28 protein-coding genes and 2 pseudogenes are annotated in these 26,226 nt (G+C 63.4%); 23 read left to right on the top strand and 7 right to left on the bottom strand.

The genetic code is table 11. The features are described from left to right. Positions 1-10: 10 nt before the first annotated feature. Positions 11-1,156, bottom strand: a complete 1,146-nt coding sequence (locus AYJ54_RS46260; protein ID WP_063709220.1) for an acyl-CoA dehydrogenase family protein — start codon at positions 1,154-1,156, stop codon at positions 11-13. An 81-nt stretch (positions 1,157-1,237) separates the two neighbouring features. On the opposite strand from AYJ54_RS46260, the pseudogene AYJ54_RS54260 reads away from it, so the two are divergent. The 10 genes and pseudogenes from AYJ54_RS54260 to AYJ54_RS46215 form a co-directional block, all read left to right on the top strand. After that, a pseudogene (locus AYJ54_RS54260) lies at positions 1,238-2,106 on the top strand (LacI family DNA-binding transcriptional regulator); the annotation flags it as partial. Between the two features lies 1 nt (position 2,107). Next, a partial coding sequence (locus tag AYJ54_RS54255; protein WP_430641480.1) for a substrate-binding domain-containing protein occupies positions 2,108-2,281 on the top strand: 174 nt, incomplete at its 5' end. A gap of 90 nt (positions 2,282-2,371) precedes the next feature. Next, positions 2,372-3,499, top strand: a complete 1,128-nt coding sequence (locus AYJ54_RS46250) for an ABC transporter substrate-binding protein (protein ID WP_063709235.1) — start codon at positions 2,372-2,374, stop codon at positions 3,497-3,499. 24 nt (positions 3,500-3,523) lie between these two features. Then, positions 3,524-4,396, top strand: a complete 873-nt coding sequence (locus AYJ54_RS46245; RefSeq protein ID WP_063709219.1) for a branched-chain amino acid ABC transporter permease — start codon at positions 3,524-3,526, stop codon at positions 4,394-4,396. Between the two features lie 11 nt (positions 4,397-4,407). Continuing rightward, positions 4,408-5,286: a branched-chain amino acid ABC transporter permease gene (locus AYJ54_RS46240; protein WP_063709218.1), complete on the top strand. Its 879-nt coding sequence runs from the start codon at positions 4,408-4,410 to the stop codon at positions 5,284-5,286. Positions 5,287-5,296: 10 nt separating this feature from the next. Next, positions 5,297-6,061 (top strand): ABC transporter ATP-binding protein, encoded by a 765-nt coding sequence (locus tag AYJ54_RS46235; RefSeq protein WP_063709234.1) that lies wholly within the window; start codon positions 5,297-5,299, stop codon positions 6,059-6,061. Then, positions 6,058-6,771, top strand: coding sequence for an ABC transporter ATP-binding protein (locus AYJ54_RS46230; protein ID WP_063709217.1), 714 nt, complete (start codon positions 6,058-6,060; stop codon positions 6,769-6,771). The genes AYJ54_RS46235 and AYJ54_RS46230 overlap by 4 nt, the downstream gene beginning before the upstream one ends. Before the next feature lie 28 nt (positions 6,772-6,799). Beyond that, positions 6,800-7,192: a RidA family protein gene (locus AYJ54_RS46225; protein WP_063709216.1), complete on the top strand. Its 393-nt coding sequence runs from the start codon at positions 6,800-6,802 to the stop codon at positions 7,190-7,192. Between the two features lie 35 nt (positions 7,193-7,227). Beyond that, positions 7,228-7,692 (top strand): (2Fe-2S)-binding protein, encoded by a 465-nt coding sequence (locus AYJ54_RS46220; protein ID WP_063709215.1) that lies wholly within the window; start codon positions 7,228-7,230, stop codon positions 7,690-7,692. Then, the gene (locus tag AYJ54_RS46215) at positions 7,689-9,878 is read left to right on the top strand and encodes a xanthine dehydrogenase family protein molybdopterin-binding subunit (protein ID WP_347337256.1); all 2,190 of its coding nucleotides are present in this window, start codon (positions 7,689-7,691) and stop codon (positions 9,876-9,878) included. The genes AYJ54_RS46220 and AYJ54_RS46215 overlap by 4 nt, the downstream gene beginning before the upstream one ends. 50 nt (positions 9,879-9,928) lie before the next feature. Here AYJ54_RS46215 and AYJ54_RS46210 read toward each other — a convergent pair whose 3' ends face one another. Then, positions 9,929-10,588: a MarR family winged helix-turn-helix transcriptional regulator gene (locus AYJ54_RS46210; protein ID WP_161491959.1), complete on the bottom strand. Its 660-nt coding sequence runs from the start codon at positions 10,586-10,588 to the stop codon at positions 9,929-9,931. 126 nt (positions 10,589-10,714) lie between these two features. Between AYJ54_RS46210 and AYJ54_RS46205 the strand changes: the two genes are divergently transcribed. The 10 genes and pseudogenes from AYJ54_RS46205 (at position 10,715) to AYJ54_RS46170 (ending at position 17,632) form a co-directional block, all read left to right on the top strand. After that, the gene (locus AYJ54_RS46205; protein ID WP_136624395.1) at positions 10,715-11,659 is read left to right on the top strand and encodes an ABC transporter substrate-binding protein; all 945 of its coding nucleotides are present in this window, start codon (positions 10,715-10,717) and stop codon (positions 11,657-11,659) included. A gap of 10 nt (positions 11,660-11,669) precedes the next feature. Beyond that, on the top strand, positions 11,670-12,461 hold the full coding sequence (locus AYJ54_RS46200) for an ABC transporter ATP-binding protein (RefSeq protein WP_201724344.1): 792 nt from the start codon (positions 11,670-11,672) through the stop codon (positions 12,459-12,461). Next, positions 12,445-12,955 (top strand): annotated as a pseudogene (locus AYJ54_RS54250) (ABC transporter permease); the annotation flags it as partial. The gene AYJ54_RS46200 and the pseudogene AYJ54_RS54250, both read left to right, overlap by 17 nt. Position 12,956: 1 nt before the next feature. Next, positions 12,957-13,230 (top strand): ABC transporter permease subunit (locus tag AYJ54_RS54245; RefSeq protein WP_430641477.1); only part of this gene is annotated, 274 nt, incomplete at its 5' end. Then, entirely contained in the window at positions 13,227-14,045 is an 819-nt protein-coding gene (locus AYJ54_RS46190; protein WP_063709210.1) for an ABC transporter permease, read from the top strand. The genes AYJ54_RS54245 and AYJ54_RS46190, both read left to right, overlap by 4 nt. A gap of 12 nt (positions 14,046-14,057) precedes the next feature. Then, entirely contained in the window at positions 14,058-14,870 is an 813-nt protein-coding gene (locus tag AYJ54_RS46185; protein WP_063709209.1) for an enoyl-CoA hydratase/isomerase family protein, read from the top strand. Between the two features lie 79 nt (positions 14,871-14,949). Beyond that, complete coding sequence (locus AYJ54_RS46180; RefSeq protein WP_082906148.1) at positions 14,950-15,330, top strand: Rid family hydrolase; 381 nt, start codon at positions 14,950-14,952, stop codon at positions 15,328-15,330. 701 nt (positions 15,331-16,031) lie between these two features. Further along, the gene (locus AYJ54_RS50415) at positions 16,032-16,262 is read left to right on the top strand and encodes a YjiS-like domain-containing protein (protein ID WP_063709207.1); all 231 of its coding nucleotides are present in this window, start codon (positions 16,032-16,034) and stop codon (positions 16,260-16,262) included. A 379-nt stretch (positions 16,263-16,641) separates the two neighbouring features. Then, positions 16,642-16,863, top strand: coding sequence for an alpha/beta fold hydrolase (locus AYJ54_RS54240; RefSeq protein WP_082906146.1), 222 nt, complete (start codon positions 16,642-16,644; stop codon positions 16,861-16,863). A gap of 121 nt (positions 16,864-16,984) precedes the next feature. Beyond that, positions 16,985-17,632, top strand: coding sequence for a TetR/AcrR family transcriptional regulator (locus AYJ54_RS46170; RefSeq protein WP_063709206.1), 648 nt, complete (start codon positions 16,985-16,987; stop codon positions 17,630-17,632). Here the strand turns inward: AYJ54_RS46170 and AYJ54_RS46165 are convergent. The 4 genes from AYJ54_RS46165 to AYJ54_RS46150 form a co-directional block, all read right to left on the bottom strand. Next, entirely contained in the window at positions 17,629-18,267 is a 639-nt protein-coding gene (locus tag AYJ54_RS46165; RefSeq protein ID WP_063709205.1) for an aspartate/glutamate racemase family protein, read from the bottom strand. The two genes, AYJ54_RS46170 and AYJ54_RS46165, sit on opposite strands and share 4 nt — an antisense overlap. A gap of 204 nt (positions 18,268-18,471) precedes the next feature. Next, entirely contained in the window at positions 18,472-19,485 is a 1,014-nt protein-coding gene (locus AYJ54_RS46160; RefSeq protein WP_063709204.1) for an amino acid ABC transporter substrate-binding protein, read from the bottom strand. A 12-nt stretch (positions 19,486-19,497) separates the two neighbouring features. After that, the gene (locus AYJ54_RS46155) at positions 19,498-20,847 is read right to left on the bottom strand and encodes an aspartate aminotransferase family protein (RefSeq protein WP_063709203.1); all 1,350 of its coding nucleotides are present in this window, start codon (positions 20,845-20,847) and stop codon (positions 19,498-19,500) included. A 3-nt stretch (positions 20,848-20,850) separates the two neighbouring features. Continuing rightward, on the bottom strand, positions 20,851-21,723 hold the full coding sequence (locus AYJ54_RS46150) for a MurR/RpiR family transcriptional regulator (protein WP_063709202.1): 873 nt from the start codon (positions 21,721-21,723) through the stop codon (positions 20,851-20,853). 88 nt (positions 21,724-21,811) lie between these two features. Between AYJ54_RS46150 and AYJ54_RS46145 the strand changes: the two genes are divergently transcribed. From AYJ54_RS46145 to AYJ54_RS46135, 3 genes are all read left to right on the top strand, one after another. After that, a complete protein-coding gene (locus AYJ54_RS46145; protein ID WP_063709232.1) occupies positions 21,812-22,999 on the top strand; it encodes an amino acid ABC transporter permease in 1,188 nt (395 codons plus the stop codon). Positions 23,000-23,001: 2 nt separating this feature from the next. Then, positions 23,002-24,111: an amino acid ABC transporter permease gene (locus tag AYJ54_RS46140; RefSeq protein WP_063709201.1), complete on the top strand. Its 1,110-nt coding sequence runs from the start codon at positions 23,002-23,004 to the stop codon at positions 24,109-24,111. A gap of 210 nt (positions 24,112-24,321) precedes the next feature. Then, a complete protein-coding gene (locus AYJ54_RS46135) occupies positions 24,322-24,531 on the top strand; it encodes a hypothetical protein (protein ID WP_136624394.1) in 210 nt (69 codons plus the stop codon). A gap of 138 nt (positions 24,532-24,669) precedes the next feature. On the opposite strand, the gene AYJ54_RS46130 is transcribed toward AYJ54_RS46135, so the two are convergent. Then, positions 24,670-26,085, bottom strand: a complete 1,416-nt coding sequence (locus AYJ54_RS46130) for an amidase (protein WP_430641476.1) — start codon at positions 26,083-26,085, stop codon at positions 24,670-24,672. Positions 26,086-26,226: the final 141 nt, after the last annotated feature.

Here is a 26,226-nt window from a genome sequence, read left to right as displayed (position 1 = left end):
ATCCCCTGCGTCAGTTGGCGAGAGCTTGGCGGGCGATTTGAATCCGCTGCATCTCGGATGTGCCTTCGCCCAATCGAAACGCGCGGGCATCCCGATAGAAGCGCTCAATGGGGAGCTCGCACATGTAACCCATCCCGCCGAAGATCTGGAGGCAGCGATCTACGACGCGGCATCCCATCTCGCTCGCATACAGCTTGGCCCTGGACACCGCGATCCGTGAGGTCGGATCATTCTGATCGCATAATTCGGCGGCACGATAGATGAGTGCTCTCGTCGCTTCGATCTCGACATCGTTGTCGGCGATCATGAACTGAATGGCCTGATGGCCTGCAAGCTGCGAGCCGAAGGCGCGACGCTCCTTCGCGTAATTGACGGACATGTCATGCGCGCGTTGCGCCAGTCCCAGCGATCGGCAGGCAGAGAGGATTCTGTCGTGGTTGATCGAGGCCATCATGACCAGGAAGCCGTCGCCGGGCCGGCCAAGAACGTCCTCATCCGGAACGAAGCAGTCTTCGAGCGAAAACCCGTTCAAATGATAGCCGTGCCACCCCATCTTCTTGTAGCGCGTCAGGCCCGCGAGCCCCGGATTGGTGCGCTTGACGATGAACGTGGTCAGCCGCCCCTTGAGAGAAGCTGTGGAATCACTGACCGCCAGCACGATCACGTAGTCGCAGGTTTCGACGTTTGAGATGAACTGCTTCGCGCCTTCGAGGCGCCAGCCTCCGTCGACCTTCGCCGCCTTGGTGCGAATCCCGCTCAAATCTGAACCGGCATCCGGTTCAGTGAGGGCGTAAGTCATCGTCGCGCGCCCGGAAACCAGGTCGGGAAGAATACGGTCGCGCTGCTCCTCGTTGAGATGGATCAGCGATAGCGGCAGGAATCCAACGACCTCGGACAGGGGAACGGAGGTGTGGGTGACCTCTTCCAGAATTCCGACCTGCGCGGAGACGGGAAGACCGTAACCGCCGAGCTCAGGCGGAAGATTGAACCCGTAGATACCAAGGTCCGAGGCCTCGCCGCGCAACTTGGCCAGCAGGTCCGGAGACACGTTGTCGTCGGTCTCGATCTGCTGTTCGAGTGGCTCCAGCCGGTTGCGGACAAATCCTCGCACCGTCTGGCGGAGCATCGCCATTTCATGCGAAGCAAGGTCGATCATGGAAATCTCCGAAAACGATTTCGTAAATAACCTAGACGCCGGCGAAGTCATGTGTCAAGTGTTGGCGACAACGAGGCTTGGATGAAGCAGCGGATCAATATTGTAGAGCTTGCCCGGCATTTGGGCCTGGCCGTGTCGACGGTCTCCAAGGCAATCAATGACCGTGGCGATGTGAGCGATGCGACGAAACGGCGTGTGTTGGAAGCGGCGGAAAAATTTGGCTTTTCGCCGGATCCGGCGGGGAGGCGGCTCCGGACGCAAACGTCCGAGACCATTGGGTTCGTCCTGTCGCCTCCACAAACCCATTTCGCTCATCCGTTCTTCCTGGACCTGCTCATGGGAATTGACCAGAGCCTGAGTCAGACTCCGTTTCAGCTGATTATCGTCGCGGGACGAACGCTGGAGACGGAGCTCGAGAGCTTCCGCCGGCTGGTCGAACGGCAGCGGGTCGACGGCGTGATGTTTGGCCGCACGCGTCGCGACGATCCCCGGATCCGCTACCTCCAGGAACGTAACGTGCCGTTTGTGGCGTTGGGCAGAAGCGAGACCGGCAAGCCGTTTCCCTTCGTGGATATCGACCGAACAGTCGCCGGACGCAACGGCACGGCACGTTTCGTAGGGTTTGGGCATCGCCGGATTGGTCTGCTGAGTACGCCGGGATACCTCATGATCAGCCACCTTCTGCAGGAGGGCTATCGCGCGGCCCTGAAAGCAGCCAAGCTGCCGTTCGATGCTGATCTCGTGGTCGAAACCAGCACCAGTGAAGAGGGCGGGCTGAACGGTGCCCGGCAGCTCCTCGCAATGAGCAATCCTCCGACGGCGATCATGTGCGGTCACGACCTGATTGCGACCGGTGCGATGCAGGCGATCGCCGAAACGGGCAGGCGTCCGGGAGCGGATGTTCCGGTCATCGGGTGCGACAACCATCCGCTTGGGCCCTATCTAAACCCNCCGCCTCTGACCACGTTTTCCGCGCCGACGTTTGAGGCGGGGCGCCGGATGGTCGAGCTGCTTCTTGCCCTCTTGGACGGCCGTTCGCCCAAGGAGCTGCAGGAAATCTGGTCGCCCGAGCTGATCCTGCGCTCATCCCACGGCGGCCAATTGGTCGCAGCCAACGAAATCTGAAAGGCGACATTCTCGCGCTTGACAAGCGGAGGCGGCGCGACCTAGATTGCGAAATCGTTTTCGTAAATGGTGGTAAGTGAGGAGTTTGCGATGTTGCTCCTTCGGAAGGTCGCGGTTCTTGCATTCTCGTTGCTCGTCTCTTCGGCGGGGCGGGCGTCAGCCGAGGATTTTCGTATTGGAGCGATCTTTCCCCTGAGCGGCGCCAATGCCGATTACGGCGATCTCTATATGGGGGCTACCGAGCTCGCGGTTTCCCACCTCAACGACGCGAAGTTCCTCGGCGGAAAGCTGTCGATCGCCTATGAGGACAGCCAGGCGCTCCCGCAACAGGGCGTGATTGCGATGAACAAGCTCGTGAACGTCGAGAAGGTGAGCTATGTCCTGTCAGCGTTCACCGGGGTGTCCAAGGCGATCTCGACGACGGCCGCGCGAAGCCACACGGTTGCCGTCAATGGCGGCGGCGTCGGTCCCGATCTTGCCGAGCTCGGTGAGTATTTCTGGAACGTAATCCCGCTCGCCAATTTCGAGGTGCGGGCGATGGCTCCCTACCTCGTTCAGAAGCGGGGATTGAAGCGGTTTGTCCTCGTTTACGTGGATGATCCGCTCGGCCAGTCGATCAAGCGTGAGCTCGAATCCAGTCTGCCTTCGCTCGGCGCGGTGCTTGCCGAGGCACTGTCCGTCCCATCGAATGCCCAACAGTTCAGCGGGGTCGCGGCGCGGGTGCGCGATGCGAAGCCGGATGTCGTTTACATCGCCTCGTTCGGCGCCCAGCAATCGCAGATCATCAAGCAGCTGCGTGACAATGGAGTTACGCAGCAGCTCGCCAGTTACTCGGGGTTTGCGATTCCCGCCATCGCCAGTCTTCCCGAGGCGAAGGGGGCGCTCTTCACGACGCAGCGAATCGACTGGAATTCAGGCGATCCGGTGACCAAGCGGTTCACGCGGGAATATCAGGCCAAGACCAACAGGGCGCCAACCGCCTACGCCGCAAACTATTACAACGCCGTGCTCCTGTTCGGGACCTTGGCGTCAGCCCTGCAGAAAGCCGGCTTGCCGATCACGGGCAAGAACCTGCTGGCGAAACGTCGAGAGATCGGAACGTTTGATCTGGTCGGTGGGCGTGTGACCTTCGAGAAGGACGGCACGATCCGATCCGCCATGCAGATCAGCGAAGTGGACGGCGAACCGGCCGTCGTCGAGATTGTTGCGGCACCCTAGCTTCTGACGCCTGCGCGAGGAACAATGCTTCTTCTCCAGCTCATCATCAACGGAATCCAGGTCGGCGCGCTCTACGGCCTCACCGCGGTCGGTTTCTCGCTCATCTTCGGGGCCACCAAGATCTTTCACTTTGCGCACGGCGCGAGCTTCGCGATCAGTGCGTACGTATTCTACTATCTCTATGCGGTCCTTCTGGTCTGGTGGCCGATCTCGATTCTTGCGGCCTGTATCGTGGTCGTGGTGTTCGGGATCGCCTTGGACCGTTATGTCTATGGCCCGATCCAGAGTACCGACGGATCGTTCTTTACGATCTTCGTCGGCTCCTTCGGCGTCGCCGTGGTCATTCAGAACCTGATTGGGACAATCTTCGGACGCGGCTTCATTTCGGTGCCCTCGGCACTGAGCAAGAGCGTCGAACTCGTGCCCGGACTCTACGTGGCTCCCACGGCGGGAATTGCCGTTGTCGCCGCGGTGACGTGTTTCGTCGCGCTCCAGCTATTTCTCAGCAAGACCAACATCGGGATCGCGCTTCGTGCTCTCTCCGAGAGTCCCGGGCTCGTGAGGACCTTTGGGTTGAATCCGAGGGCCGTGTCCACATGTGCGTTCGCGCTCGGCTCCGTGCTCGTCGTCCCCGCCGCGGTGCTCACCAGCATGACGTCGGGGCTGAATGCGGCGATCGGCGGCCGCGTCATGCTGATCAGCGTCGCCGCCACCATCGTCGGCGGCGTCGGCAGCCTGCGCGGCGCTGCGTGCGCGGGACTATTGCTGGGCATTGCAGAAAATCTGGCGTTGTGGAGGTTCGATCCGCAGTGGAGCGAGGCGGTTACGTTCCTCATTCTGTTCGCGTTCATCGTGCTGCGTCCATCTGGCTTTTTCGGCCGCGTCGTGACTAGCTGAGGATCGCCATCGTGTTTGCCTATCTCGTGAACCTTGCCACGCTGGTCTGCATCAATGCCATTCTGGCGATAACTCTGAACTTCATCATGGGATATGCGGGCATTTTCTCGCTGGCTCATGCAGTGTTCTTCGGCGTCGGCGCATATGTCGCGGCATTCATTGCCTTGCAATGGACGGATTCGTTACTCCTTCAGTTGCTGGCCGCGATGATCGTCGCCGGACTGATTTCGGCTGCTTTGGCCTTGCCCGCCTTGAGGGTACGAGGCGACTACTTCGTGGCGGCCTCTCTCGGTTTTCAGGTCCTCGCCGCAACGGTGTTCTCTGAGTGGAAGTCGGTCACAGGCGGCATAGGCGGACTCGTCGGCGTCCCGCCGGCAAGCATCGGAGGACACGCGTTCGGCGATCCCGTCGAATTTCTCGGGCTTGCCGCCGTAACATTGGCCCTGGTGGTTGTGCTCACCACGGCGATCGTTCGTTCGAGCCTTGGTCGCAGCCTCAAGGCCATCAGGGACAGCGAGTCGGCCGCCCTGGCATTCGGTAAAAATGTCGCGCTCATCAAGACGCTCTCGGTGTTCTACTCGGCCTCGATCTGCGCCGTTGCCGGCGTCCTTTATGCCGACTACCTCGGCTTCATAAACGTGGAGAGCTTCACCATCGATGCCTCAACGCTTTTCATGGCCATGGTTATCGTTGGCGGCATCGGAACGGTGTGGGGGCCGATTGTAGGAGCGGTGCTTCTCACGCTGCTGCCGGCTGCCTTGACCTATCTGCCATTCCTCCCGCGCACCGAAATTGGATCCGTGCAGCAGATGATCTATGGGTTCGCGATGGTTCTCCTGATGATCTTCAAGCCGGACGGCCTGATGGGCGTGAAGCGCGGGGAGGCGTGACGTGCTGCAAATGTCGAAATCGCCAGCCCTGACGGCGACTCTTCTGGAGATTGCCAATCTCACCAAAAGCTTTGACGGCGTGAAGGCCGTCGAGGACGTATCGCTTCATCTGCGCGAAGGGATTATCACGACACTAGTTGGCCCGAACGGAGCGGGGAAGACAACGCTCTTCAATTTGATCACGGGCCATCTCAGGCCGACCGCGGGCGACATCCGCTGGCAGGGAGAGTCGATCGTCGGCACCGCGCCGTGGAAGATCGCTCGCCTCGGGGTTGCCCGGACATTCCAGGATCTCCGTCTTTTCTCCCACATGACGGTCTTCGAGAACGTGCTCACGGTCATGGAGAGGAGTGCCTGGTTCTGGCAATCCGAGGCGGGCAGCGGCGCGGAGCGACACCAAAGAGTGCACGAAATACTTGACGCTACCGGCCTGCTTCACAAAGCCGACGTGCGCGCGAACGATTTGGCATACGCGGAGCGCAAGTTTCTGAGCGTGGCTCGCATCATGGCCACCAAAGCCAAGATGTGGCTTCTCGACGAGCCGGCGTCGGGGCTCGATCCCAGGTCTTACGAACGGTTCGTGGCGCTGTTGCGCAGTGAAGTTCGCCGCGGCATCACGATCTGCATCATCGAGCACAACCTCGAGATCGTCGTGAGCATCTCCGACAGGATCAGTTTTCTCGATCAGGGGCGTCTCCTGGCCGACGGCGAGCCCGAGGAGATACTCGGGAATCCGGAGTTGTCATCGATCTATTTCGGCGAACGCAACTCATGACCAATGCTCTCATCAGCGTTCAGAATCTCCGGGTTGGCTACGGGGGCCGCGTCGTTCTCGACAATGTCAGCCTGGAGATCCGCAGGAACGAGGTGCTCTGCCTCGTCGGTCACAACGGCGCGGGCAAGTCGACCCTGTTGAACGCGCTATTCGGGGTGGTCTCCCGCCAGGGTGGAGAGATATCGGTCGACGGCCAGCGCCTGAACCGTCCCGAGCCCAAGAAAATGGCAGCCCTGGGGATTGGCCTCGTGCCCGAAGGCCGCGGCATCTTCCCGGGCCTTACGGTCGATGAGACCTTTCGGCTCGCGATGTGGGCGACCGACGTTCCGCAGCGAGAACAGTCCGAGCGTGTCGAGTGGGTGATGTCGATCTTGCCCCGCATCAAGACGTTCTACGCCCGCCGAGCGGGCACGCTTTCGGGGGGACAGCAACAGATGGTCAGCATCGCACGCGCTTTGCTGAGCCGCCCCCGTTGTCTCTTGATGGACGAGCCGTCGATCGGATTGGCGCCGAAACTGTTCCAAGATCTGCTGCAGCCAATCCGCCGGCTTCAGCAGCAGCTGGGACTGTCAATCCTGCTGGTGGAGCAGAACGTGAAGGAAGCGTTCAAGATATCTGATCGCGTCCTGGTGATGCGATCGGGCGCGATCATCCACGAAACCGCTCCCGACGAATTGGCAGATAACAAAGTCCTGATGCAGTTCTACTGAACTGGACGCAGACATCGAAGGCAGCAACATGCAGCACAGTATCGTATTGGCAAACAGCGCCCGGCTGCGTCCGCCTGCCGGCCATTATTCCCACACCTGCACGGCCGCCGGCCTCGTGTTCGTTTCTGGACAGCTTCCGGTCGATGTGAATGGGAAGCCCATGAGCGACCAGCCGTTCGAGCGGCAGGCCGAGCAGGTACTCGCCAATGTGGATGCATGCCTCGAAGCTGCAGGAACCAATCGAAGCCGGCTCCTTCAGGTGCGTGTCTATGTGACCGATATGAACTTTTGGCCGGGCTTCAACCAGATCTACGCCGACTGGATCGGTGAGGTCCGGCCGGCGAGGGCAGTCGCCGGAGTGGCGTCTCTTCATTACGGATTGCTGCTGGAAATCGAAGCCGTCGCGCTTGCTTCGGCATGATCGCAACCATCTCACGACATTTAACCGGCGAAAGAATGACATACGCGCTCAAGATCAATGGCACACGGCAGACCGTGGATGTGGACGGCGATACTCCCTTGCTGTGGGTGCTTCGCGATGTCCTCAAAATGACCGGCACGAAGTTCGGGTGCGGGATGGCGCTGTGCGGCGCATGCACGGTTCACATCGATGGTGTAGCGACCCGCTCCTGCATAACCACCGTCGATAGCGTCGGCGACTCCTCGGTGACGACCATCGAAGCCATTGGTGGCACCGCTCTTGGCCGTAAGGTCCAGGAGGCATGGCTCGACCTCGACGTGGTCCAGTGCGGCTATTGCCAATCGGGGCAGATCATGTCTGCCGTGGCGCTGCTGGCCAGCACGCCCCGTCCGACGGATGCCGAGATAGACGACGCGATGTCCGGCAATGTCTGCCGATGCGGTACCTACAATCGCATTCGTGACGCCATCAAGCGGGCGGCGAAAGGAAAGCAGCCATGATGGCACCGGAAACCGAGAGACTGCCGCTATCGGTAGCGCGCAGTTACCCGGCGAGGCTGTCACGCCGGAGCTTGCTCAAGGTCGGAGCGACGGCGGCGGGCGGTCTCGCCCTGGCGGTCGCGCTGCCTTCCTGGTCGAAAGCCGCTAGTAAGGAGAATGATCCGGCTCTCAACGCGTTCGTCCGCATCGAGCCAGATGGTCGCGTGCACTTGACCATACCGAGCGTCGAGATGGGGCAGGGGATTTATACCTCCATGTCAATGCTTCTGGCGGAGGAGCTCGAGGTCGATCTCGACGCGGTCACGGTCGAACACGCGCCGCCGAACGATGCCCTTTATGCCAATCCGATTCCGATCCTGCGCCAGCAAACGACGGGCGCGTCGGCGTCAATTCGAGGTTTTTGGCGGCCTCTGAGGTTGGCGGGTGCTGCGGCACGCCTGATGCTGGTCGCGGCGGCGGCGAAACAGTGGAACGTCGCGGCATCGACTTGCAGCGTAAAGAACGGGGTCGTCTTCGATTCCTCGGGGGCAAAGTCGCTCCCCTACCGCAGTCTGCTGCGCTCCGCCGTCACGTTGAAGCCTCCAGCGCCCGATCAGATCAAGCTCAAGCCGCCGGAACAGTTCAAGCTGATCGGAAGATCCCCAAAGAGGATCGAAGCCGCCGACAAGGTCTCCGGTCGGACTCAATTCGGTATCGACGTCATCTTGCCTGGCCTTAGAGTTGCCGCGGTCGCGATTTCGCCTGTTGCTGGTGGACGGCCCAGGAACGTGAACAAGGCTGCTGCGCTCGCGACGAAGGGCGTACGCCAGGTCGTCACGACTGACGAGGCGGTTGCCGTCGTTGCCGACCACATGGGCGCGGCGAAGAAAGGCCTGGCGTCTGCCGCCATCACGTGGGACGACGGCCCCAATGCGTCCGTCGACAGCAAGATGCTCGTCGAGCAGCTCAAGCGAGCGTCCGAAGCTCCCGGCGCTGTGGCGCGAAACGAAGGACATTTTGAACAGGCATTCTCTGGCGCCGCGCGACGCATCGAGGCGACTTACGAGCTTCCGTTCCTGGCGCACGCTGCCATGGAGCCCATGAACTGCACCGTGCATGTCCGGAAAAACTCCTGCGAGATCTGGGTCGGGACGCAAATCCCGACTGTCACACAAGCGGCGGTCGCGGCCCTGCTCGGCATTCCCCAGGAGGCCGTGATCATTCACAACCAGTATATCGGCGGCGGCTTTGGTCGCCGGCTCGAGCCGGATGGAACGCTCCTCGCCGTACAGATCGGCAAGCAGGTCGACGGTCCTGTGAAAGTAATCTGGAGTCGCGAGGAGGATATCCAGCACGACATCTATCGTCCCTATTACTACGATCGGATATCGGCTGGCCTCGATGCCGCAGGACAGCCGGTCGCCTGGCACCATCGGGTGTGTGGCTCTTCGATCATCGCGCGCGCCGTGCCCGCGCTTTTCAAGAACGGCCTCGATTTCGATGCCGTCGAGGGCGCCGCCGAGCCGCCCTATGCCTTACCCAATATTCTGGTCGACTATGTTCGGGCCGAACCGCCCGGCGTGACGACCGGGTTCTGGCGCGGCGTGGGACCGGCGCATAATGTCTTCGTCGTCGAGAGCTTCGTGGATGAACTCGCCGCCGCGGCGGGCCAGGATCCCGTCGAATACCGCAGGAATCTCCTTGGGCACAATCCACGTGCTCTCGCCGTTCTGAATCTTGCGGCAGAGAAGGCCGGTTGGGGCAAGCCGATGCCCGCTGGAAAGGGCCGCGGGGTGGCCGTCCAGTTCGCTTTCGGGAGCTACCTGTCGCTCGTGGCCGAAGTGGCCGTCGACGAGAAGGGCACCGTCAAGGTGGAACGCGTCGTCTGCGCGGTGGACTGCGGCCTGCCGATCAATCCGGTCATGATCGATGCGCAGGTGCAGAGCGGAACGATATTCGGCCTGACCGCTGCGCTGCGCGGGGTGATCACGTTCAAGGACGGGCGCGTCGAGCAATCCAACTTCGATACCTATTTGCCGATGCGCATCGAGAAAGCCCCACGCATCGAGACTTACATCGTGCCGAGCGCCGCCGAACCTGGCGGCCTCGGCGAAGCGGCGACCGCTATCGTGGCGCCGGCGGTGACGAACGCGATCTTCGCGGCAACTCGACGTCGCATCAGACGTTTGCCGATCGAGTCCACATGAGGACGGGGGATCGATCGGCGCCGACGATCCCATGCAGCGCTGCGCGTGCCTCATGCGGGGCGGCGCGCCCGCTTGCCCTTGGTTGTGCGTTTCGACGCGGAGTGGCCCTCGCCCGCCGCCGGGCCGAGCCTGGATCGCCGTGGCGGGACGTCGCCTGCTACCGCGGGCGCGCCGGACGAGGCCTTGGTCACGCGGTTGCTGCCGGCCGCTGCATCGTTGGCCGGCTCGAGCGTGGTCAGGACTTCGCGCAGGAGATGGGCGAGAGTCTGACGCTGCTTGTCGTCGAGGCATTCAAGAAGCTGTCGCGCAGCGGTGAAGTGCGGTTGGATCACCTGGTCTGCCAAGGCGATCCCCTTCGGCGTGAGTTCGACCTGAACCGACCGGCGGTCGTCCGGGGCGGGACGTCGGACGATCAGGCCGGCGCGCTCGACGCGATCGAGACGATTGGTCATGGCGCCGGACGTCAAAAGGCAGGCCTCGCTGAGCTCCGTCGGCCGCATGCGATACGGCGCACCGCGGCGGAGCAGGGAAACAATCACGTCGAAAGTCTCCCAATTCAATCCGTGAGGCTGAAGCCACACCTCGAACCGCCGGCGCAGATGCTCGCTGATGCGCCAGATCCGGCCGACGGTCTGCAGGTGCGAAACGTCGAGTGCCGGCCACTCCGTCGCCCATTCGCCAGCAAATTTGTCGATTGCGTCCCGGTTCACGTCCATAGTCCCTTCATCTAAAGTATCTTGATGTGAAGTATCTTTATGTGATACTTCTTGCCTAAACTCATAAAGCAACGGACCGATGCGCTCAACAGGGGCGCAGCGCGACACGGAGGAAGCGTGATGCCCACGAGGCGCTCCACCATTCTCGGCCTGCTTGGCATGGCCGCCGCGAACCCCGTATCCCGCGCCTTTGCGCACAGCGGCGCAGCGCCCATCAAGATCCGCGTCGCTTCGGTGGTCTCGTCGGCCTGGCTTCCGCTCTGGGTGGCAAAGGACAAGGGCATCTTTCTGGAGAGAGGTCTCGACGTCGATATCATGACGGTTCAGAACCTCTCCACGACGATCGGCGCGCTTGGGCGTCAGTTGGATATTTCGGGCGCCACCGCAATCGACATCGTCAAGGCGGCGGCGGGCGGTCTCGATGTCGTGGGCCTGTGCGGCAACACGATCGAGACCGCAGCCAACCCGCAGATGCGACTCATGACCGGCAGTCAGTCCGGGGTCACCTCGATCAGCCAGCTGCACGGCAAGACGGTCGGCACGCCATCGATCAATGGCGTCGTCCACATCGCGACCTTGCTTGCGCTCAAGCGTGGCGGGGTCGATCCGAAAGGCGTGCGCTTCATCGAGATGATGTTCCCCAACATGGCGGACCAGCTCAAGGCGCAACGAGTCGACGCCGTTGAGGCGGTCGAGCCATTCGTCAGCGCGCTCAGGAAGGCGGGCCACATCGATCTGGGCGACCCGATGCTGCAGGTCGGGGATCCCGTTACGTTGACGTGCTGGATGGCGAACGGCACCTGGGCGCGCGCAAATCCCGACGTGATCGCGCGCTGGGTCGCCGCGCTCGAAGAGGCGAGGGCCTTCATCGCGGCTCAGGCGGGAGATGCGCGCGAGATCCTTGCCAAATGGACACGTCTGCCGAGTGACGTCATCGAAAGCATCGTGCTGCCAACGTACGCCATATCGTTGACCGCAAAGGATGTCTCGGCGTGGATCGAGGCGACGCGGGAGACCGGGCAACTCACCGCTCAGTTGAATGCATCCAATCTGGTGCTGAAGTGACACGGGACGATTGGCGCTGATCATGACAACCCAACCCAGTTTTGAGTGCGAGCGTCTCTGCATCGACCTGCCAGGTGCGCCGGGTGTTCGTCGGATCATCGAGGATCTCGATCTTGAGATCGGAAGAGGCGAGTTCGTGTCGATCCTCGGCGGTTCCGGTACCGGAAAGACGACCCTCCTTCGGACGTTGGCGGGGCTGACGCCCTACAGCTCCGGTCGTGCCGTCTATGAGGGGCGCGATGTCCGGTGTCCGGTTCCAGGCATGGCCATGGTGTTCCAGGACTACGGACATGCGCTCTTGATGTGGCGAACCGTGAGACGAAACGTTGCGCTGGGCGTGGAAGGGCACCTTCGTGACGGTGAGCTCGATCGAAAGGTTCAGGACGCCATCCGCATGGTCGGCCTCGAGCGATTTCAGGATGAATACCCGTGGCGACTATCGGGTGGGATGCAGCAGCGGGTGCAGATCGCCCGGGCGCTTGCCATGGAGCCCAGCGCTCTCTTGATGGACGAGCCGTTCGGCGCACTGGACGCGATGACGAAGGCCTCCCTGCAGGACCAGTTGCTGGCCGTTCAGGCCGAAACAGGGGCGACCGTGGTGTTCGTCACCCACGACATCGAGGAGGCGATCTATCTCAGCGATACGATCATCCTTCTGAAAGGCAGCCCGGCCCACATCGCGCGGCGCATCACCGTCGAACTCCCGCGGCCGCGGGACCAGATCGCGACGAAGGAGCTGCCCGAATACCTCCGCCTGCGTCATCAGCTCTACGAGGCGTTTCGCCATGAGATCCATGCTTAGACGTTCAGGGGTGGTGCTCAACGTGCCGGCGCTCGCGACCGCAGTGGCGTTTCTCGTGGCATGGGAAGTCGGCGTCAGGGCCGCGACGACCCGGTTCGAATTCCTTCCTGCGCCGACAGAGGTCGGCCAGGCGCTATACGGCGCGATCCGATCCGGTCAGATCATCGGCGATTCCGTGCACACGGTCGCCTGCGCCTTGGCCGGATGGGCCATTGCGAGCATGCTTGGAGCGGCCATCGGGCTCGCGCTCGCATTTTCGCGGACTGTCCATCGATTCTTCAGCGCGTCGCTCGAGCTGCTTCGGCCTTTGCCGGCGGTGGCGTTCGTTCCGGTCGCGGTCTTGCTTTTCGGATTCACCGTCCACACGGAAATCACCGTGATCGTATTCGCGAGCGTTTGGCCGATCATCGTCAACACCATCGCAGGGGCGAAGGCCGTTCACCCAAGGCTCCTCGACACAGCCGCCACGCTGCACCTGTCGCGGATGCAACGGCNCGGCAAGGTCGTCCTTCCCGCGGTTCTGCCATCCGCCATTGTCGGCGCCCGTGTCGCGCTCGGTCTTGCACTCGTCATCGCGGTCATCGCGGAGATGGTTGGCAATCCGGCCGGGCTTGGCTGGGGGCTGGTGGCGGCGCAGGAGGCTCTGCAGCCAGGCCTCATGTTCGGTTACCTCGTTGCCACGGGTGGCCTTGGCATTCTCCTCAACGCATGCCTGCGGGTGACCTTCGCACGGCTGTTCCCCGGAATTCGGGAGCTTCGGCAGCCATGATCGCAATCAACGCGTCTGCGCATGCTCGGGTCGAAGGCAAGCGGCGCCAGTGGGCCTTCCACGCGGCTGGCCATGCGTTCTCGGCGCTGCAAGGGTTGGTGCCGCTGATCGCTATGCTGTCGCTGTGGCAGGTCCTGGGCGATCCGCGGTCGCCATACTTCCCACCTCCGTCCGAATGGGCCGCGGCCCTGGTCGTCCGAACGACTGCGGGGGATCTTCTTCCGGCCGTGCTGGTGACTTTTCAATCGGTCACTGTGGCTCTTGTCCTTGCCACGGCATTGGGCGTGGGCATCGGCAGGCTGATCGGCGCCTCGCCGCTTCTGGCGCGTTGCCTGGGGCCGACGCTGGAGTTTCTGCGCACGTTGCCGCCCCCCACAATCGTGCCGGTCGCGGCGCTGATCATCGGCGTCAATGATGCGATGAAACTGTTCGTGATCACCTTCGCGGCGCTCTGGCCCGTTCTGCTCAATACCACCTCCGGCGTGCGATCGCTGCATCCCACTCTTCTCGAAGCGACGCGATCATTGCAGCTCGGTGCCTTTGCCCGAACGACCAAGGTTTTCCTGCCGGCGCTCCTGCCGTCAATTCTGACGGGCGTACGCGTGGCCGCCCCCTTGGCCATCATCGTGTCGCTGCTGGCGGAAATGCTGACGCTCATGCCTGGGTTGGGTGCGTTGCTCCTCATGGCTCAACGCAACTTCAACGCAGCCGAAGTCTTCGGTCTGTTGGCTGTCGTCGGTGCGTTCGGCTTTACCCTCAACGCCGCGCTCGCCGCTTTTGAATCCTGGGCTTTGATGCCTCAACGCCGGACCTGAAGGTAACCGATCATGTCCATCGATTTCGAACGGAAGGGTGCCGTCGCCCTGGTCACGATCAATCGGCCTGAAGCCATGAACGCGCTCGACGTCGAGCACGATAGGGCGCTCGCCGAGGTCTGGAAGACGTTCGAGGCGGACGCGACGTTGCGTGTCGCCATTCTGACCGGTGCGGGCGGACGGGCCTTCTGTTCGGGTGGCGATCTGAAGACGTACATGCCGTGGCGCCGCGACATCGCCCTGCGCGGCTGCGAAAGCACGATCAGCTTCGGCGGTATGACGCTTGCCGACGAGATTACCAAGCCGGTCATCGCCGCGATTCAAGGCCATTGCATCGCAGGCGGGTTGGAATTGGCGATGGCATGCGACATACGCGTCTGTACGCCGGACTCGCGGTTCGGGCTGGCCGAGGTGCGGTGGGGCGTGCTGCCTGGGGGCGGCGGCACCCAGCGGCTTCCCCGGCTCGTTCCGGTGGGGTGCGCCCTCGAGATGATCTTGACCGGAGAAGCGATCGACGCGGCGCGGGCGGAACGGATCGGGCTGGTGAACCGCATTGTCGTCGCCGACGCGCTGCTCGATACCGCCTTCGCGATCGCGGAGCGCATCGCGGCGAACGGGCCGCTTGCCGTCAAGGCCGCGAAGCGGGCTATCCAGCACGGATTGGACCGCTCGCTGGCGGAAGGGCTGGCGCTCGAAGGCGCGCTGCAAAAGCGGTTGCTGCAAACCGACGACGCGGAAGAGGGGCTTCGTGCTTTCGCTGAACGGCGGCGCCCCGCTTATGCGACCGGTGCCGCTCCGGCTCCGGCCCAGAGCTCGAAGATCTGAATTCGCCCGTCCTCGAAGCGCGGCGACCGATCGTTCAAGTGAAGGCGTATATCAAGCGTAAGGGAGAAGGCCAAAGCTCATGTCGATGACAAACACAGATAGACCGCGATATTCGCCAGCCCGCCGTATCCCGCTTGGAGCGAGTGGAGATCTCCTTTTATTGTCGGGCATCCTTTGCGTCGACGACGACGCTCGCGACAACATCGAAGTTCAGACCCGTCGCATCTTTGACCGCATCGCCCGCGCGCTGGCGAAACATGGTGCTTCACTGTCGGATATTGTGAAGACCACATCTTATCTTGCCGACCTGGCCGACTACGAGGGCTTTAACCGGGTCCGCGTCGAAGCGTTTAAGGATTGCCAGGAACCGCCCGCCAGTACGGCGGTCGGAGCCGGGTCACTCCTTGGTTCGGGGACACGAGTGGAGATCGAGGCCGTGGCGTTCGTGCCTTCGCACTGAGAAGCCTTTTTTGCCATGCCTGCGGCCACCGATCCTTTTGTTCGTCTTTCTGCGGCGCTGCTACAGTTCATTCGCACGGGCTCTGACCGGATGATTGGACGTTCGCGGTAGTTGCAGGGCCGGCCGCTCGAGGTGCTCCAAAGCGCACATGAAAAGCTGGCCCGAGGACGAAATCCGAGCAGCACCTCCTTGAGGTCGATCAACGCGCGATCAATCAGTTGACGCGACAGCTCGATCAACTCCTGGGAGCCGTTCGGCTGCAGCTCTCATAAGGCGCTTCATTCCTGGACTTGAGTGAGGCACGCGAGCGCGCCCCTCCATCATCCGCACGAGTGGGGCGTCGACTATGTCTTCACGCTGCCCGTCGAGGCATCTGACGATCGAGTGAATGAACCCAGGGCCTCATTCGGTACAGCTCGCAGTGTCGAATCCGCGATAGGGCGCATTACAGGCATAGCTCGATTATCTCGCGCCGAAATGTTCAGGAAACATCGCAGCAGCAGTATCGCCCAGACCTCAAGGCATGGGAGACAACGATGCCGCTCTCCAAGCAACTATCATGCGATGAAGCGCCACCCGGGGTGCTTGACCGACCGGATGGCCGTAGCCGTTCGGACCAATTCGCCTCGCGGGGGACGCCGCTTTCCGCGCCGCCGTCGCGAGCGACCCAGCATACACCTCCGTCCGGGCCGGCAACGCGGATGACCGACATCGTGCGGCAATCTGCGACCCTCGCGGCCGCGTTTCCACAGTTCGTGCTTGCCGTCTGTTCCACGCTGACGGTGTCCCTGTGGAACGGGATAAGAAAACGCAGGGCGATGCGCCGCGCCATGATCGAGCTTGAGGCGCTCGATGATCGAGCCCTGCGCGACATGGGGCTCAACCGCTCCGACATAGCGAACGCCGTTAGAGGTGAAATCGATTTTAGATGAAGTGGATCGTCGCAGCCGTCTGCGCGTCGGCCCTGGTCGCCGGCGTCGTCGCCGCGCAAGCGCTGCTGAAAGATGAGTCTTCGCCAACTCGGGTCGGTCAGGACAGCGAGCCGATGACTCCTGTCCGGTCGAGCGCGAGCTGCCGCAACCCCCGAGGCCGGAGTAGGCACCACCAGTGCAGCTAGCTCTGCATCGCGAGGGAATTCACGCACACCAGGGTAAATGGCATTGGCATCTATTTCGAAGTCGAAGGCGCCGGTCTTCAAGCTTCGGAAGGCATCTCGCCGCAAAGCCGACGCTCATCGGGCTGCATGGCGGCCTTGGTTTTGATCATGGCTACTTGATGCCAGGCCTTGGACCGCTTCACTGATATGCGCAGGTGGTCTACGTAGATCTTCGAGGCCAGGGCCGCTCCGGATGCCCTTCGCTTGCCTTTTGCACGCTCGAGCAGATGGCCGACGACATTGCTTCACTCTGCGATCTTCTGGGCATCGATCGCGCTGTCATCTTCGGTCATTCGGCCGGCGGGTTCGTGGAAGCCCGAAAATGGCTCTCACGGAATGAGAATCGTTTCGCAACAATTGGTAGACGCGCTCGATGAGTTCGCAGCTAATCGCTTACAAGTCTCTCACATTCAATTTGATCGGGTGACGTAAGCGCCTGATTTCGCTAAGGTCGCATTCTCAGCGATCGCCCGACAGACCAATAGGTTTCGCTTCAACATGCCGTCACAGCTCGCTCGCAAGCCGCAGAACACCTATCATCACGGCGATCTCCGCGATGCCCTGATCAAGGCCGCCTTGCGCGAAGCGGAGCAGGGCGGGGCAGAGGCGATCAGCATCAAGGCGCTGGCGAAAGAACTCGGCGTCTCGCAGCCGGCGCCATACCGGCATTTTGCCGACCGCGAGGCGCTGCTCGCCGCGGTGACGGCGGAGGCATTCCGGCAGTTCACCGCCGTGCTGCGTGAGGCGATGGCGCGGCCGTCGAAGCAATCGAAGCTGTCGCGGCTGGCCCTGGCAACACTCGATTTTGGCCTGCGCCGCAACGGCATCTACCGCTTGATGTTCGCTTCGCGCACGGTGTCCTGCGCGGCCAAGGGCAGCGAGCTGCATGAGGCCACGCGCGAGACGCTTGCGCTCGTGATCGAGGCCCTGGAAGCACCGGCGGTGGGTTACTTACGCGAGCGGCAGGCGCTCAAGATCTGGGCGGCGCTGCACGGCGTGGTGATGCTGGCCGAGCAGGGGATGCTCACCGGTCAGTCCGCACACACCACGCGCGAGGAGCTGGTCGAGGATTTCGTCAACGAAACGAAGACCGCGCTTGCGGCCGCGATCAAGGACGCGCGGCGCAGGGACAAGACAGGCGCTTAAGCCTTCGCCCCAAGCAGCTTCATCAGCTTCTCGACGGCACTGTCCGGCGTGGTCACGACGGGGCGGCCGGTTGCCTCCGCGACCAGCGGCGCCGTGGCAGCGATGCTGAACTGCGCGAGCGCGACGACGTCGCAGTCGCGCAAATCGCGCGAGGCCTCCGCGATCAGCCGGTCGTGCTCGGCGCGGTTACCGCGGTCGAGTGCGGCAAGCGCACCCTCGGCAAGCTTCGGCACGACCTGGACGGAGGCAGGAAACTCTGGCGGCATCGAGACCAGCGTCGGCGGGAAGGTCGAGAGCAGGCCGATCCTTTTGCCCATCGTCACCGCCTGCTCGATCATCGCCTCGTTCGGTTTCAGCACCGGCTTCGGCGCATGCGCGCGCACGACAGCCTCGATGCATGGACCGAAGGCCGAGCAGGTGAACAGGATCGCGTTCGCTCCCGTCGCGGCCGCATAGCGGCCGAGCGCCAGGAAGCGCTCGGTCATGGCATCGTTGAGCTCGCCGTCTCGCGCCAGATCCGCCGACAGGCTGTCATCGAGCAGGTTCATCAGCTGCGCCTGCGGCCAGGCCTTTGCGAACGCAGCCTCGATCGGTGCGATGGAGTGCTTGAGGGCGTGGATGAGGGCGATGCGCATGGAGGTCGTCGCTGCTTCTTCTCCCTCTCCCCATTCTTACGGGACCGCGACGAGCTCCGCTCGCGCTGAGAGGGGTGGGTGAGGGGGAGTCTTCGCGAGGGCGGTGAGGGGTTGGACTCGTGGAAGCTCCCCTCACCCGGATCGCATCTTCGATGCGATCCGACCTCTCCCGCAAGCGGGGAGAGGTGAAAGCCGCACCGAGCCTTACTTGAACGGAACGGCGTACATCAAGCCGCCCTTGCTCCAGAGGCCGTTAAGGCCACGCTCGAGCTTGAGCGGGCTCGCCTTGCCGACGTTGCGCTCATAGATCTCACCGTAATTTCCGGTGGCCTTGATCGCCGTGACCAGCCATTTGTTGTCGAGCCCGAGCCGCGAGCCGAGATCGCCGGAGGTTCCGAGCAGCCGCTGGATCGCGGGCGTGGTCGACTTCGTCATCTCATCGACATTGGCCTGCGTCACGCCGAGCTCCTCGGCCTCGATCAGCCCGTAATGCAGCCAGGTGATGATGTCGCTCCAGACTTCGTCGCCGTTGCGGGTGAAGGGCCCGAGCGGCTCCTTGCTGATGGTCTGCGGCAGCACGACGTAGTCGGCCGGGTTCGGCGCTGCGGTCGTCACTGCGCCGGCGAGCGCGGAGGCGTCCTGGGTCATGGCATCGCAGCGGCCGCCGAAGAAGGTCTGGTACATGGTGTCGACGCGGTCGAACACCAAGGGCTTCCAATCGATGCCGTTGGCGCGGCCGTAATCGCCGAGCGTCACCTCGTGGGTGGTGCCCTGCGCGACGCAGACGGTCGCACCCTTCAGATCCTTCAGCTCCTTCACCCCGAGGTCCTTCTTCACGACAAAGCCCTGGCCGTCGTAGAAGTTGATCGGGCCCTGGCGGAGGCCGAGCGTGACGCCGCGCAAATAGGTCTGCGTGGAGTTGCGGTAGAGCACGTCGATCTCGCCCGATTGCAGCGCGGTGAAGCGGTTCTGCGCGGTCAGCGCGACATAGCGCACCTTGTTCGGATCACCGAGCACACCGGCCGCGAGCGCGCGGCAATACTCGACGTCGAGGCCCTTGTAGTTGCCTTGCGAGTCCGGCGCGGAGAAGCCGGCAAATCCGGTGCTGACGCCGCACACCAGTGTGCCGCGGCTCTTGACCGTGTCGAGCGTCGCGGCCGACGCGACCGTTGTCGATGCCGCGAGCAAGCCTGCCGCGATAACCACTTTCCTCATCATGCTAGTCTCCCCTCAGTGATTGACACTACGCAACACGTTGTCGACGGCCGTGCCGAGCTTGTCGACGATCAGGTCGATCTCTTCTGCCGAAGCGATATAGGGCGGCGCCAGCAGCACATGGTCGCCGTGGACGCCGTCAACGGTGCCGCCGCCGGGATAGCAGCCGAGCCCGTTGGCGAACGCCTCCGCCTTGATCTTCTGGTGTAGCTTGAGCGCGGGATCGAACGAGGTGCGGCTGGCGCGATCGGCGACAAGCTCGATCGCCCAGAACAGCCCGCGACCCCTGATGTCGCCGACATGGCGGTGATTGCCAAAACGTTCCGTGAGGCGCTGCTCGAGCTGCTTGCCGCGCTCCTTCACGCAATCGAGCAGGCCGTCCTCGCGGATCACGTTTTGCACTGCGAGCGCAGCGGCGCAGGCGAGGGGATGCGCGAGGTAGGTGTGGCCGTGCTGGAATGCGCCGCTTCCCGTGCGAATCGTGTCGATGATCTTGCCGCTCGCGAGCATCGCGCCGATCGGCTGGTAGCCGCCTCCGAGCCCCTTTGCGATCGCCTGGATGTCGGGTGCGACGCCCTCCTGCTCCCAGGCGTGCGTGGTGCCGGTGCGGCCCATGCCGCTCATGACCTCGTCGAGGATGAGCAGCGCGCCGTGGCGGTCGCAGATCTCGCGCACCGCCCGGAAGTAACCGTCCGGCGCCGTCACGGCGCCCGCGGTGGCGCCGACGACCGGTTCGGCGAGAAACGCCGCGACGGTGTCGGGGCCAAGCCGTTGAAACTCGGCTTCGAGCTCGGCGGCAAGCCGCGCCACGAACTGTGCATCCGATTCGCCGTCGTGCTTCTCGTGATAGGCAAAGGCCGGCGTCACATGGCTGAAGGCGGCCGAGAGCAGCGGTGCATAGGGCGCGCGGCGCCAGGCATTGCCGCCGGCGGCGAGCGCGCCGAGCGTGTTGCCGTGATAGCTCTGCCGCCGCGCGATGAAATGCTGCCGCTGCGGTTCGCCGCGCTCGATGAAATATTGCCGCGCGAGCTTGATGCTGGCCTCGATCGCCTCAGATCCGCCGCTGACGAAATAGGCGTAGGCAAGACCGCCGGGCTCATGGCCGACCAGCGTCTCGGCAAGCGCCTCCGCTGGCTCGGACGAGAAGAAAGCCGTGTGGGCATAGGCCAGCGTCGAGGCCTGCTTCGCCATCGCCGCGATCACGCGTGGATGCTGATGGCCGAGGCAGGAGACGGCCGCGCCGCCGGAGGCATCGATCACGCGCCGTCCGTCCTCGGCGAAGAGATAGACGCCTTCGCCGCCGATCGCCTTGGGCGGCGTTTCGCGCAATGAGCGGTGCAGCACGCGGCTGGTGCGAGCGGCCATGGGTCAACCTTTCTCTGAGACGTAGGTGGACGCCGCGGCGAGGCGCGCCTCGACGTCCTGGAGGCGCTTCTTCGCGGCGGCGCCGCCGAGCGAGAACGTCACCGCGGCCAGCGACTGCGCGATTGCGATCGCGCCGGTCAGGCTCGGAAAGAATCCGGGCGGGGAAGCCGCCTCGAACAGCAGCACGTGATCGGCGCCTTCAGCCATCGGCGCTGTCACGCTATCCGCAATCGCGATCAGCGTTGCGCCTGCGCGATAGGCAGCCTGCGCGACGCGGACGCTCGCGTGCGTATACGGCATGAAGCCGACGACAATGACCGCTTCGCCGGGACGGAAGGCGCCGAGATCGAGATCATCGGGGCCGGAGCCGCCGACGATCTGGACCTGGTCGGGTCGGAACAGCCGCAGTTCGTAATTGAGCAATTCCGCAACGCTGCGGCAGCTTCGATAGCCGGCGATCCAGATCCGCTTCGCGCCGTGCAGCACGCGGGCCGCATCCGCGATCGACTGGGCCGGAATGCGCGGAAGGCCGGCGGCCTCGGCCTCGAGCTTGTCGGCGACGAGCGTGACGTCGGCGTTCGGGCCGGGACGACGGCTCTTGGCGCGGCCCGAGAAGGGCGCCGTCTGCGGCGGACGCCGCGCCTCCGTCAGCGCCGCGCGCAATTCCTCCCAGCCGGAATAGCCGATCGCCTTGGCAAGGCGCGTGAACGCGGCAGGGTCGGCACCGGCTTCGGCGGCGAGATCGCGCATCGAACGGGTGGTGGCATCATAATCATTGGCCGCGACGAAGCGCCCGACCTCCTGCAGCCGAAGGGGGAGCGATGGCAATGCGCTGCAGAGTTCGCTCAAGGGCGAGGATTTCGCGGGCTCGGCCATGAAACATTTGTTGCACGAATTGAAGATTGGTGCAACAGTTGACGTACGCTGCCGGAAATCACCGCTTCTGACGAAGGATTTTTGTGCTGTGACCACCGATCATCCCAGGCCGCCGCCGCGCCGCAGCTTCTTTGGCGCATGGGGACAGCGCGAGCTGAAAGGCCTGTTCTGGCAAGTCCTTGTCGTCGGGATCGCGGTCGCGGTCATCGCGTTCCTCTGGTCCAACACCGTCACCAATCTCTCGGCCCGCCGCATCACCACCGGCTTTGCTTTCCTCGGCCGCGAGGCCGGCATGCCCATCGCCGACAGCATCCTCTCGTACAGTCCGAAGGACACCTACTTCTGGGCCTTCGTCGTCGGCGTCGCCAACACCTTGCGCGTCGCCGTGGTCGGCATCGTGCTCGCGACCATCCTGGGTACGCTGATCGGCATCTCGCGGCTGTCGGCCAACTGGCTGCTATCGCGGCTCGCCGCCGTCTATGTCGAAGTGCTGCGCGACATTCCGCTGCTGCTCCAGCTTCTGTTCTGGTACGTGCTGATGCAGGCGCTGCCGGCCGCGCGCTTGGCGTGGCGGCCGATCGACGGCGTGTTCCTGTCCAATCGCGGCCTCATCCTGCCGTGGATCCCGATCGGAGCGCCGCTGCTCTGGGTGCTCGGCACGGCCGCCCTGGGCCTTGCCGCGTTCTATGTCATTCGGCGCTGGCAAATCGCGCAGCAGATGCAGGACGGTAAGCCCCGCAAGTCCTGGCCGATTGCGCTCGGCCTCATCGTTGTGCTGCCGACGCTGGTGTCCGTGCTGCTCGGCGTATCCTGGAGCATCGCCTGGCCGGAGCTGCGCGGCTTCAACTTCGTCGGCGGGCTGACGCTCGCGCCGGAATATTTTGCGCTGCTGATCGCGCTCGTCACCTACACCTCGGCCTTCATCGCCGAGATCGTGCGCAGCGGCATCCAGTCCGTGCCGCGCGGACAGTGGGATGCCGCGAATGCGCTTGGCCTGCGCCGAAGCTTCATGCTGCGTCAGATCATCCTGCCGCAGGCGCTGCGGGTGATCGTGCCGCCGATGACGAGCCAGTATCTCAATCTCACCAAGAACTCCTCGCTCGCGGTCGCGATCGGCTACCAGGACGTGGTCTCGGTCGCCAACACCACGCTGAACCAGACCGGGCAGGCGATCGAAGCGATTGCGCTGATCATGGCGGTGTTTTTGACCATCAGCCTCGGGATCAGCTTCTTCATGAACTGGTACAACGCGCGCATCGCGCTGGTGGAGCGCTGATTATGACGGCGATCACCGACATTCCGGAAGTGCCACGCGCCGCCCGCCGCCCTCAGACGGGCAATCCGGTGCTGCACTGGCTCCGCACGAACCTGTTCTCGTCGATCCCGAACGCCATCATCTCGCTGGTGCTGCTGGCCGTGCTCGCCAAGGGCCTCTTCAGCTTCGTGCAATGGGGCATCACCAACGCGGTCTGGCTCACGCCGGCAAACGACTCCAGCGCCTGCCGCGCGGTGCGCGGTCTCGGCGCCTGCTGGGCCATCATCCCTGAAAAGTACCGCTTCATCCTGTTCGGCACCTATCCGTTCGACGAGCAGTGGCGGCCGGCACTGTCGGTGCTCCTGTTCATTGCGCTGTACTACCTCTCCACCCGCCGCGCCTGGTGGCGGCGCGAATTGATCTACTTCTGGATCGGCGCGCTCGTCTTGATCAGCGTGCTGATGTGGGGCGGCGTGCTGGGCCTGTCGTTCGTCTCGCAGGACCGCTGGGGCGGATTGCCGGTGACGCTGATTCTCGCGACCTTCGGTCTCGCCTTCGGCTTTCCGCTCGGAATTCTCGTCGCACTCGGCCGGCGCTCAAAACTGCCGGCGATCCGCTCGCTCTGCGTGCTCTATGTCGAGCTGATCCGCGGCGTGCCGCTGGTGAGCCTCTTGTTCATGGCAAGCGTGATGTTTCCGCTGTTCATGCCCGGCGGCTTCAACATCGACAAGCTGCTGCGCGCGCAGATCGCGATCATCCTGTTCGCGGGTGCCTATCTTGCCGAAGTCGTCCGCGGCGGCCTCCAGGCCGTGCCGCGCGGACAGTATGAAGCCGCCGACGCACTGGGGCTGTCCTACTGGCGCAAGAACCGACTGATCATCCTGCCGCAGGCGATCCGCCACGTCATCCCGCCGCTGGTCAACACCTTCATCGCCTTCTTCAAGGATACCAGCCTCGTTCTCATCATCGGCATCTTCGACCTGCTCACGACCGCCAAGACCGCGATCATCGATCCGGCCTGGCAGCAGTTCTCGGTCGAGGTCTACATCTTCGTCGCCGCGATCTATTTCGCCTTCTGCTTCGCGATGTCGCGCTATAGCCGCAGCCTGGAGGCGCATACCGTGTCGAGGTGATCCGCCTTCTTTTGCTTTGGACAAGGCGGCACAGGCGGCATTGTCGCGGGATCAGGCACGCAAGCTCGATAAGGGAAAGCGCGGATCGTCGGCAGCTTATTCTTTATGCCACGCCTATAACACGAACCTCGACTCAGACTGGGAATCCTACGCTGCGAAATCCATCTGCATTTTGCTGGTGGCACTCAACAAGAGGCATGCAGAATTATGATGAAGTCTGTTCTCGCCGCGTCGGCCATGCTGGTCGCGCTTTGCTCCGCCGCCGCTGCCCACGACGTGGTGCACCATCCACACATGGCTTCGGAAGCCGCCGTCCAGATATCGGAGGCGCATCCGAACTCCTTCGGTTTCGCCGCTCCAACGGAGGACGCGGGCTACGATGCGCATCAGTATCACGGCGGGCCGAAAGCGAACGACTAGGATCCAACCAAGGCGTCGAACACCCGTGACTCGCCCGGCCACTTATCGGATGCCGGTAAGGGGTGATCTAGAGTCGATCTAATGGCAAGGATGCTGGCACCGGACGGGCCGCCAAAGTTCCCGCCGGTGCAGGCTGCGTTACTTCTTCACCTTCGGCTCAATCGGCGTGGTCCCGCGCAAGCCCAGAATGTCCTCCAGCACCTTTGCGCCCGCAAGCACCTGTGCGTCGCCGCGTGGAGCGCCGACGACCTGCACGCCGACCGGCAGGCCGGACTCCGTAAAGCCGCAGGGCAGCGACAGCGATGGGCAGCAGGCGAGCGTGATGGCGTAGACGATGCCGAGCCATTCGACGTAATTGTCGAACCTCTTGCCGGCGCATTCCGCGACATAGCGGTTCTCGACCGGGAAGGGCGGCACGATCGTCGTCGGCACCAGAAGCAGGTCGTAGGTCTTGAAGAACTCGACCGCACGCGCGGTCATTCCGACGCGTTGCGCCTCGGCGCGTTCGAGCTGCTCGACCGTGAGCTTGAGCCCTTCCTCGATGTTCCAGATCACCTCGGGCTTGAGCAGGTCGCGCTTGGTCCGCAGCAATTGCGCCTTACTGATCGCGAAGTCGAAGGCGCGGAGCACGTGGAAGCATTCATGAGCCTCCCGCCAATCCGGGTGCGCCTCCTCGACGGTGGCTCCGCCTTCGGCAAAGCGTTCCGCTGCCTTGCGCGTGATCGCCTTCACCTCGGGATCGACCGGCGTGATGCCGAGATCGGGCGAATAGGCGATGCGCTTCGGCTTCTTTGCAGAGCGCGCGGCCGTCAGGAACGAGGTTGCCGGCGCCGGCAGCGACAGCGGATCAGCCGCATAGTCGCCACTCATGGCATCAAGCAGCAGCGCAAGGTCCTCGACGTTGCGGGCCATCGGTCCCTGGACGCCGAGGTTGCGATCGACGGCTGCCTTTGGCGTGTGCGCGACACGGCCGATGCTCGGCCGCATGCCGACGATGCCGCAAAAGCTCGCGGGGCTGCGCAGGCTGCCGCCCATGTCGGAGCCCTGCGCAAGCCAGGCCATGCCGGTGGCAAGGGCCACCGCAGCGCCGCCCGAGGAGCCGGCCGCCGATTTCGACGTATCCCAGGGATTGAGCGTTGCGCCGAACACCTCGTTGAAGGTGTTGGCGCCGGCGCCGAATTCGGGCGTGTTGGACTTTGCGTAGACCACCGCGCCGTTGGCCTCGAGGTTCTCGACCATAAGGTCGGACCTCGCGGGGATGCTGTCCTTGAAGATCGGCGAGCCCTGCGTGTTCAAGACGCCCGCGACATCGGTCAGGTCCTTGATCGGCACCGGCAGGCCTGCGAGCAGCCCGCGCGCGCCGGCCGGCTTCTGCATCAGCGCCTTGGCGCTATCCCGCGCCCGATCGAAGCACAGCGTCGGCAGCGCGTTGACCTTGCCGTCGACCTCGGCGATGCGCTTCTCCAGCACATCAAGCAGCTCGAGCGGCGAGACATCGCCGGAACGCAGCTTGTCGACGACGGCGCAGGCGGTTTCGCGGATCAACTCTGACAACTCTGTAACTCCCCCGTTCTTCATTCGTCATTCCGGGGCGATGCGCAGCATCGAACCCGGAATCTCGAGATTCTCAATTGCGCAACTGCGCACCTTAATTCGCCCTTCGGGCGCCCCGGAATGACTGTGTGTCAGTTCGCT

Origin of the sequence: Bradyrhizobium centrolobii (genome assembly GCF_001641635.1) — a bacterium.
Lineage (GTDB): Bacteria > Pseudomonadota > Alphaproteobacteria > Rhizobiales > Xanthobacteraceae > Bradyrhizobium > Bradyrhizobium centrolobii.
This window is presented reverse-complemented; position numbering and strand designations above follow the sequence as displayed.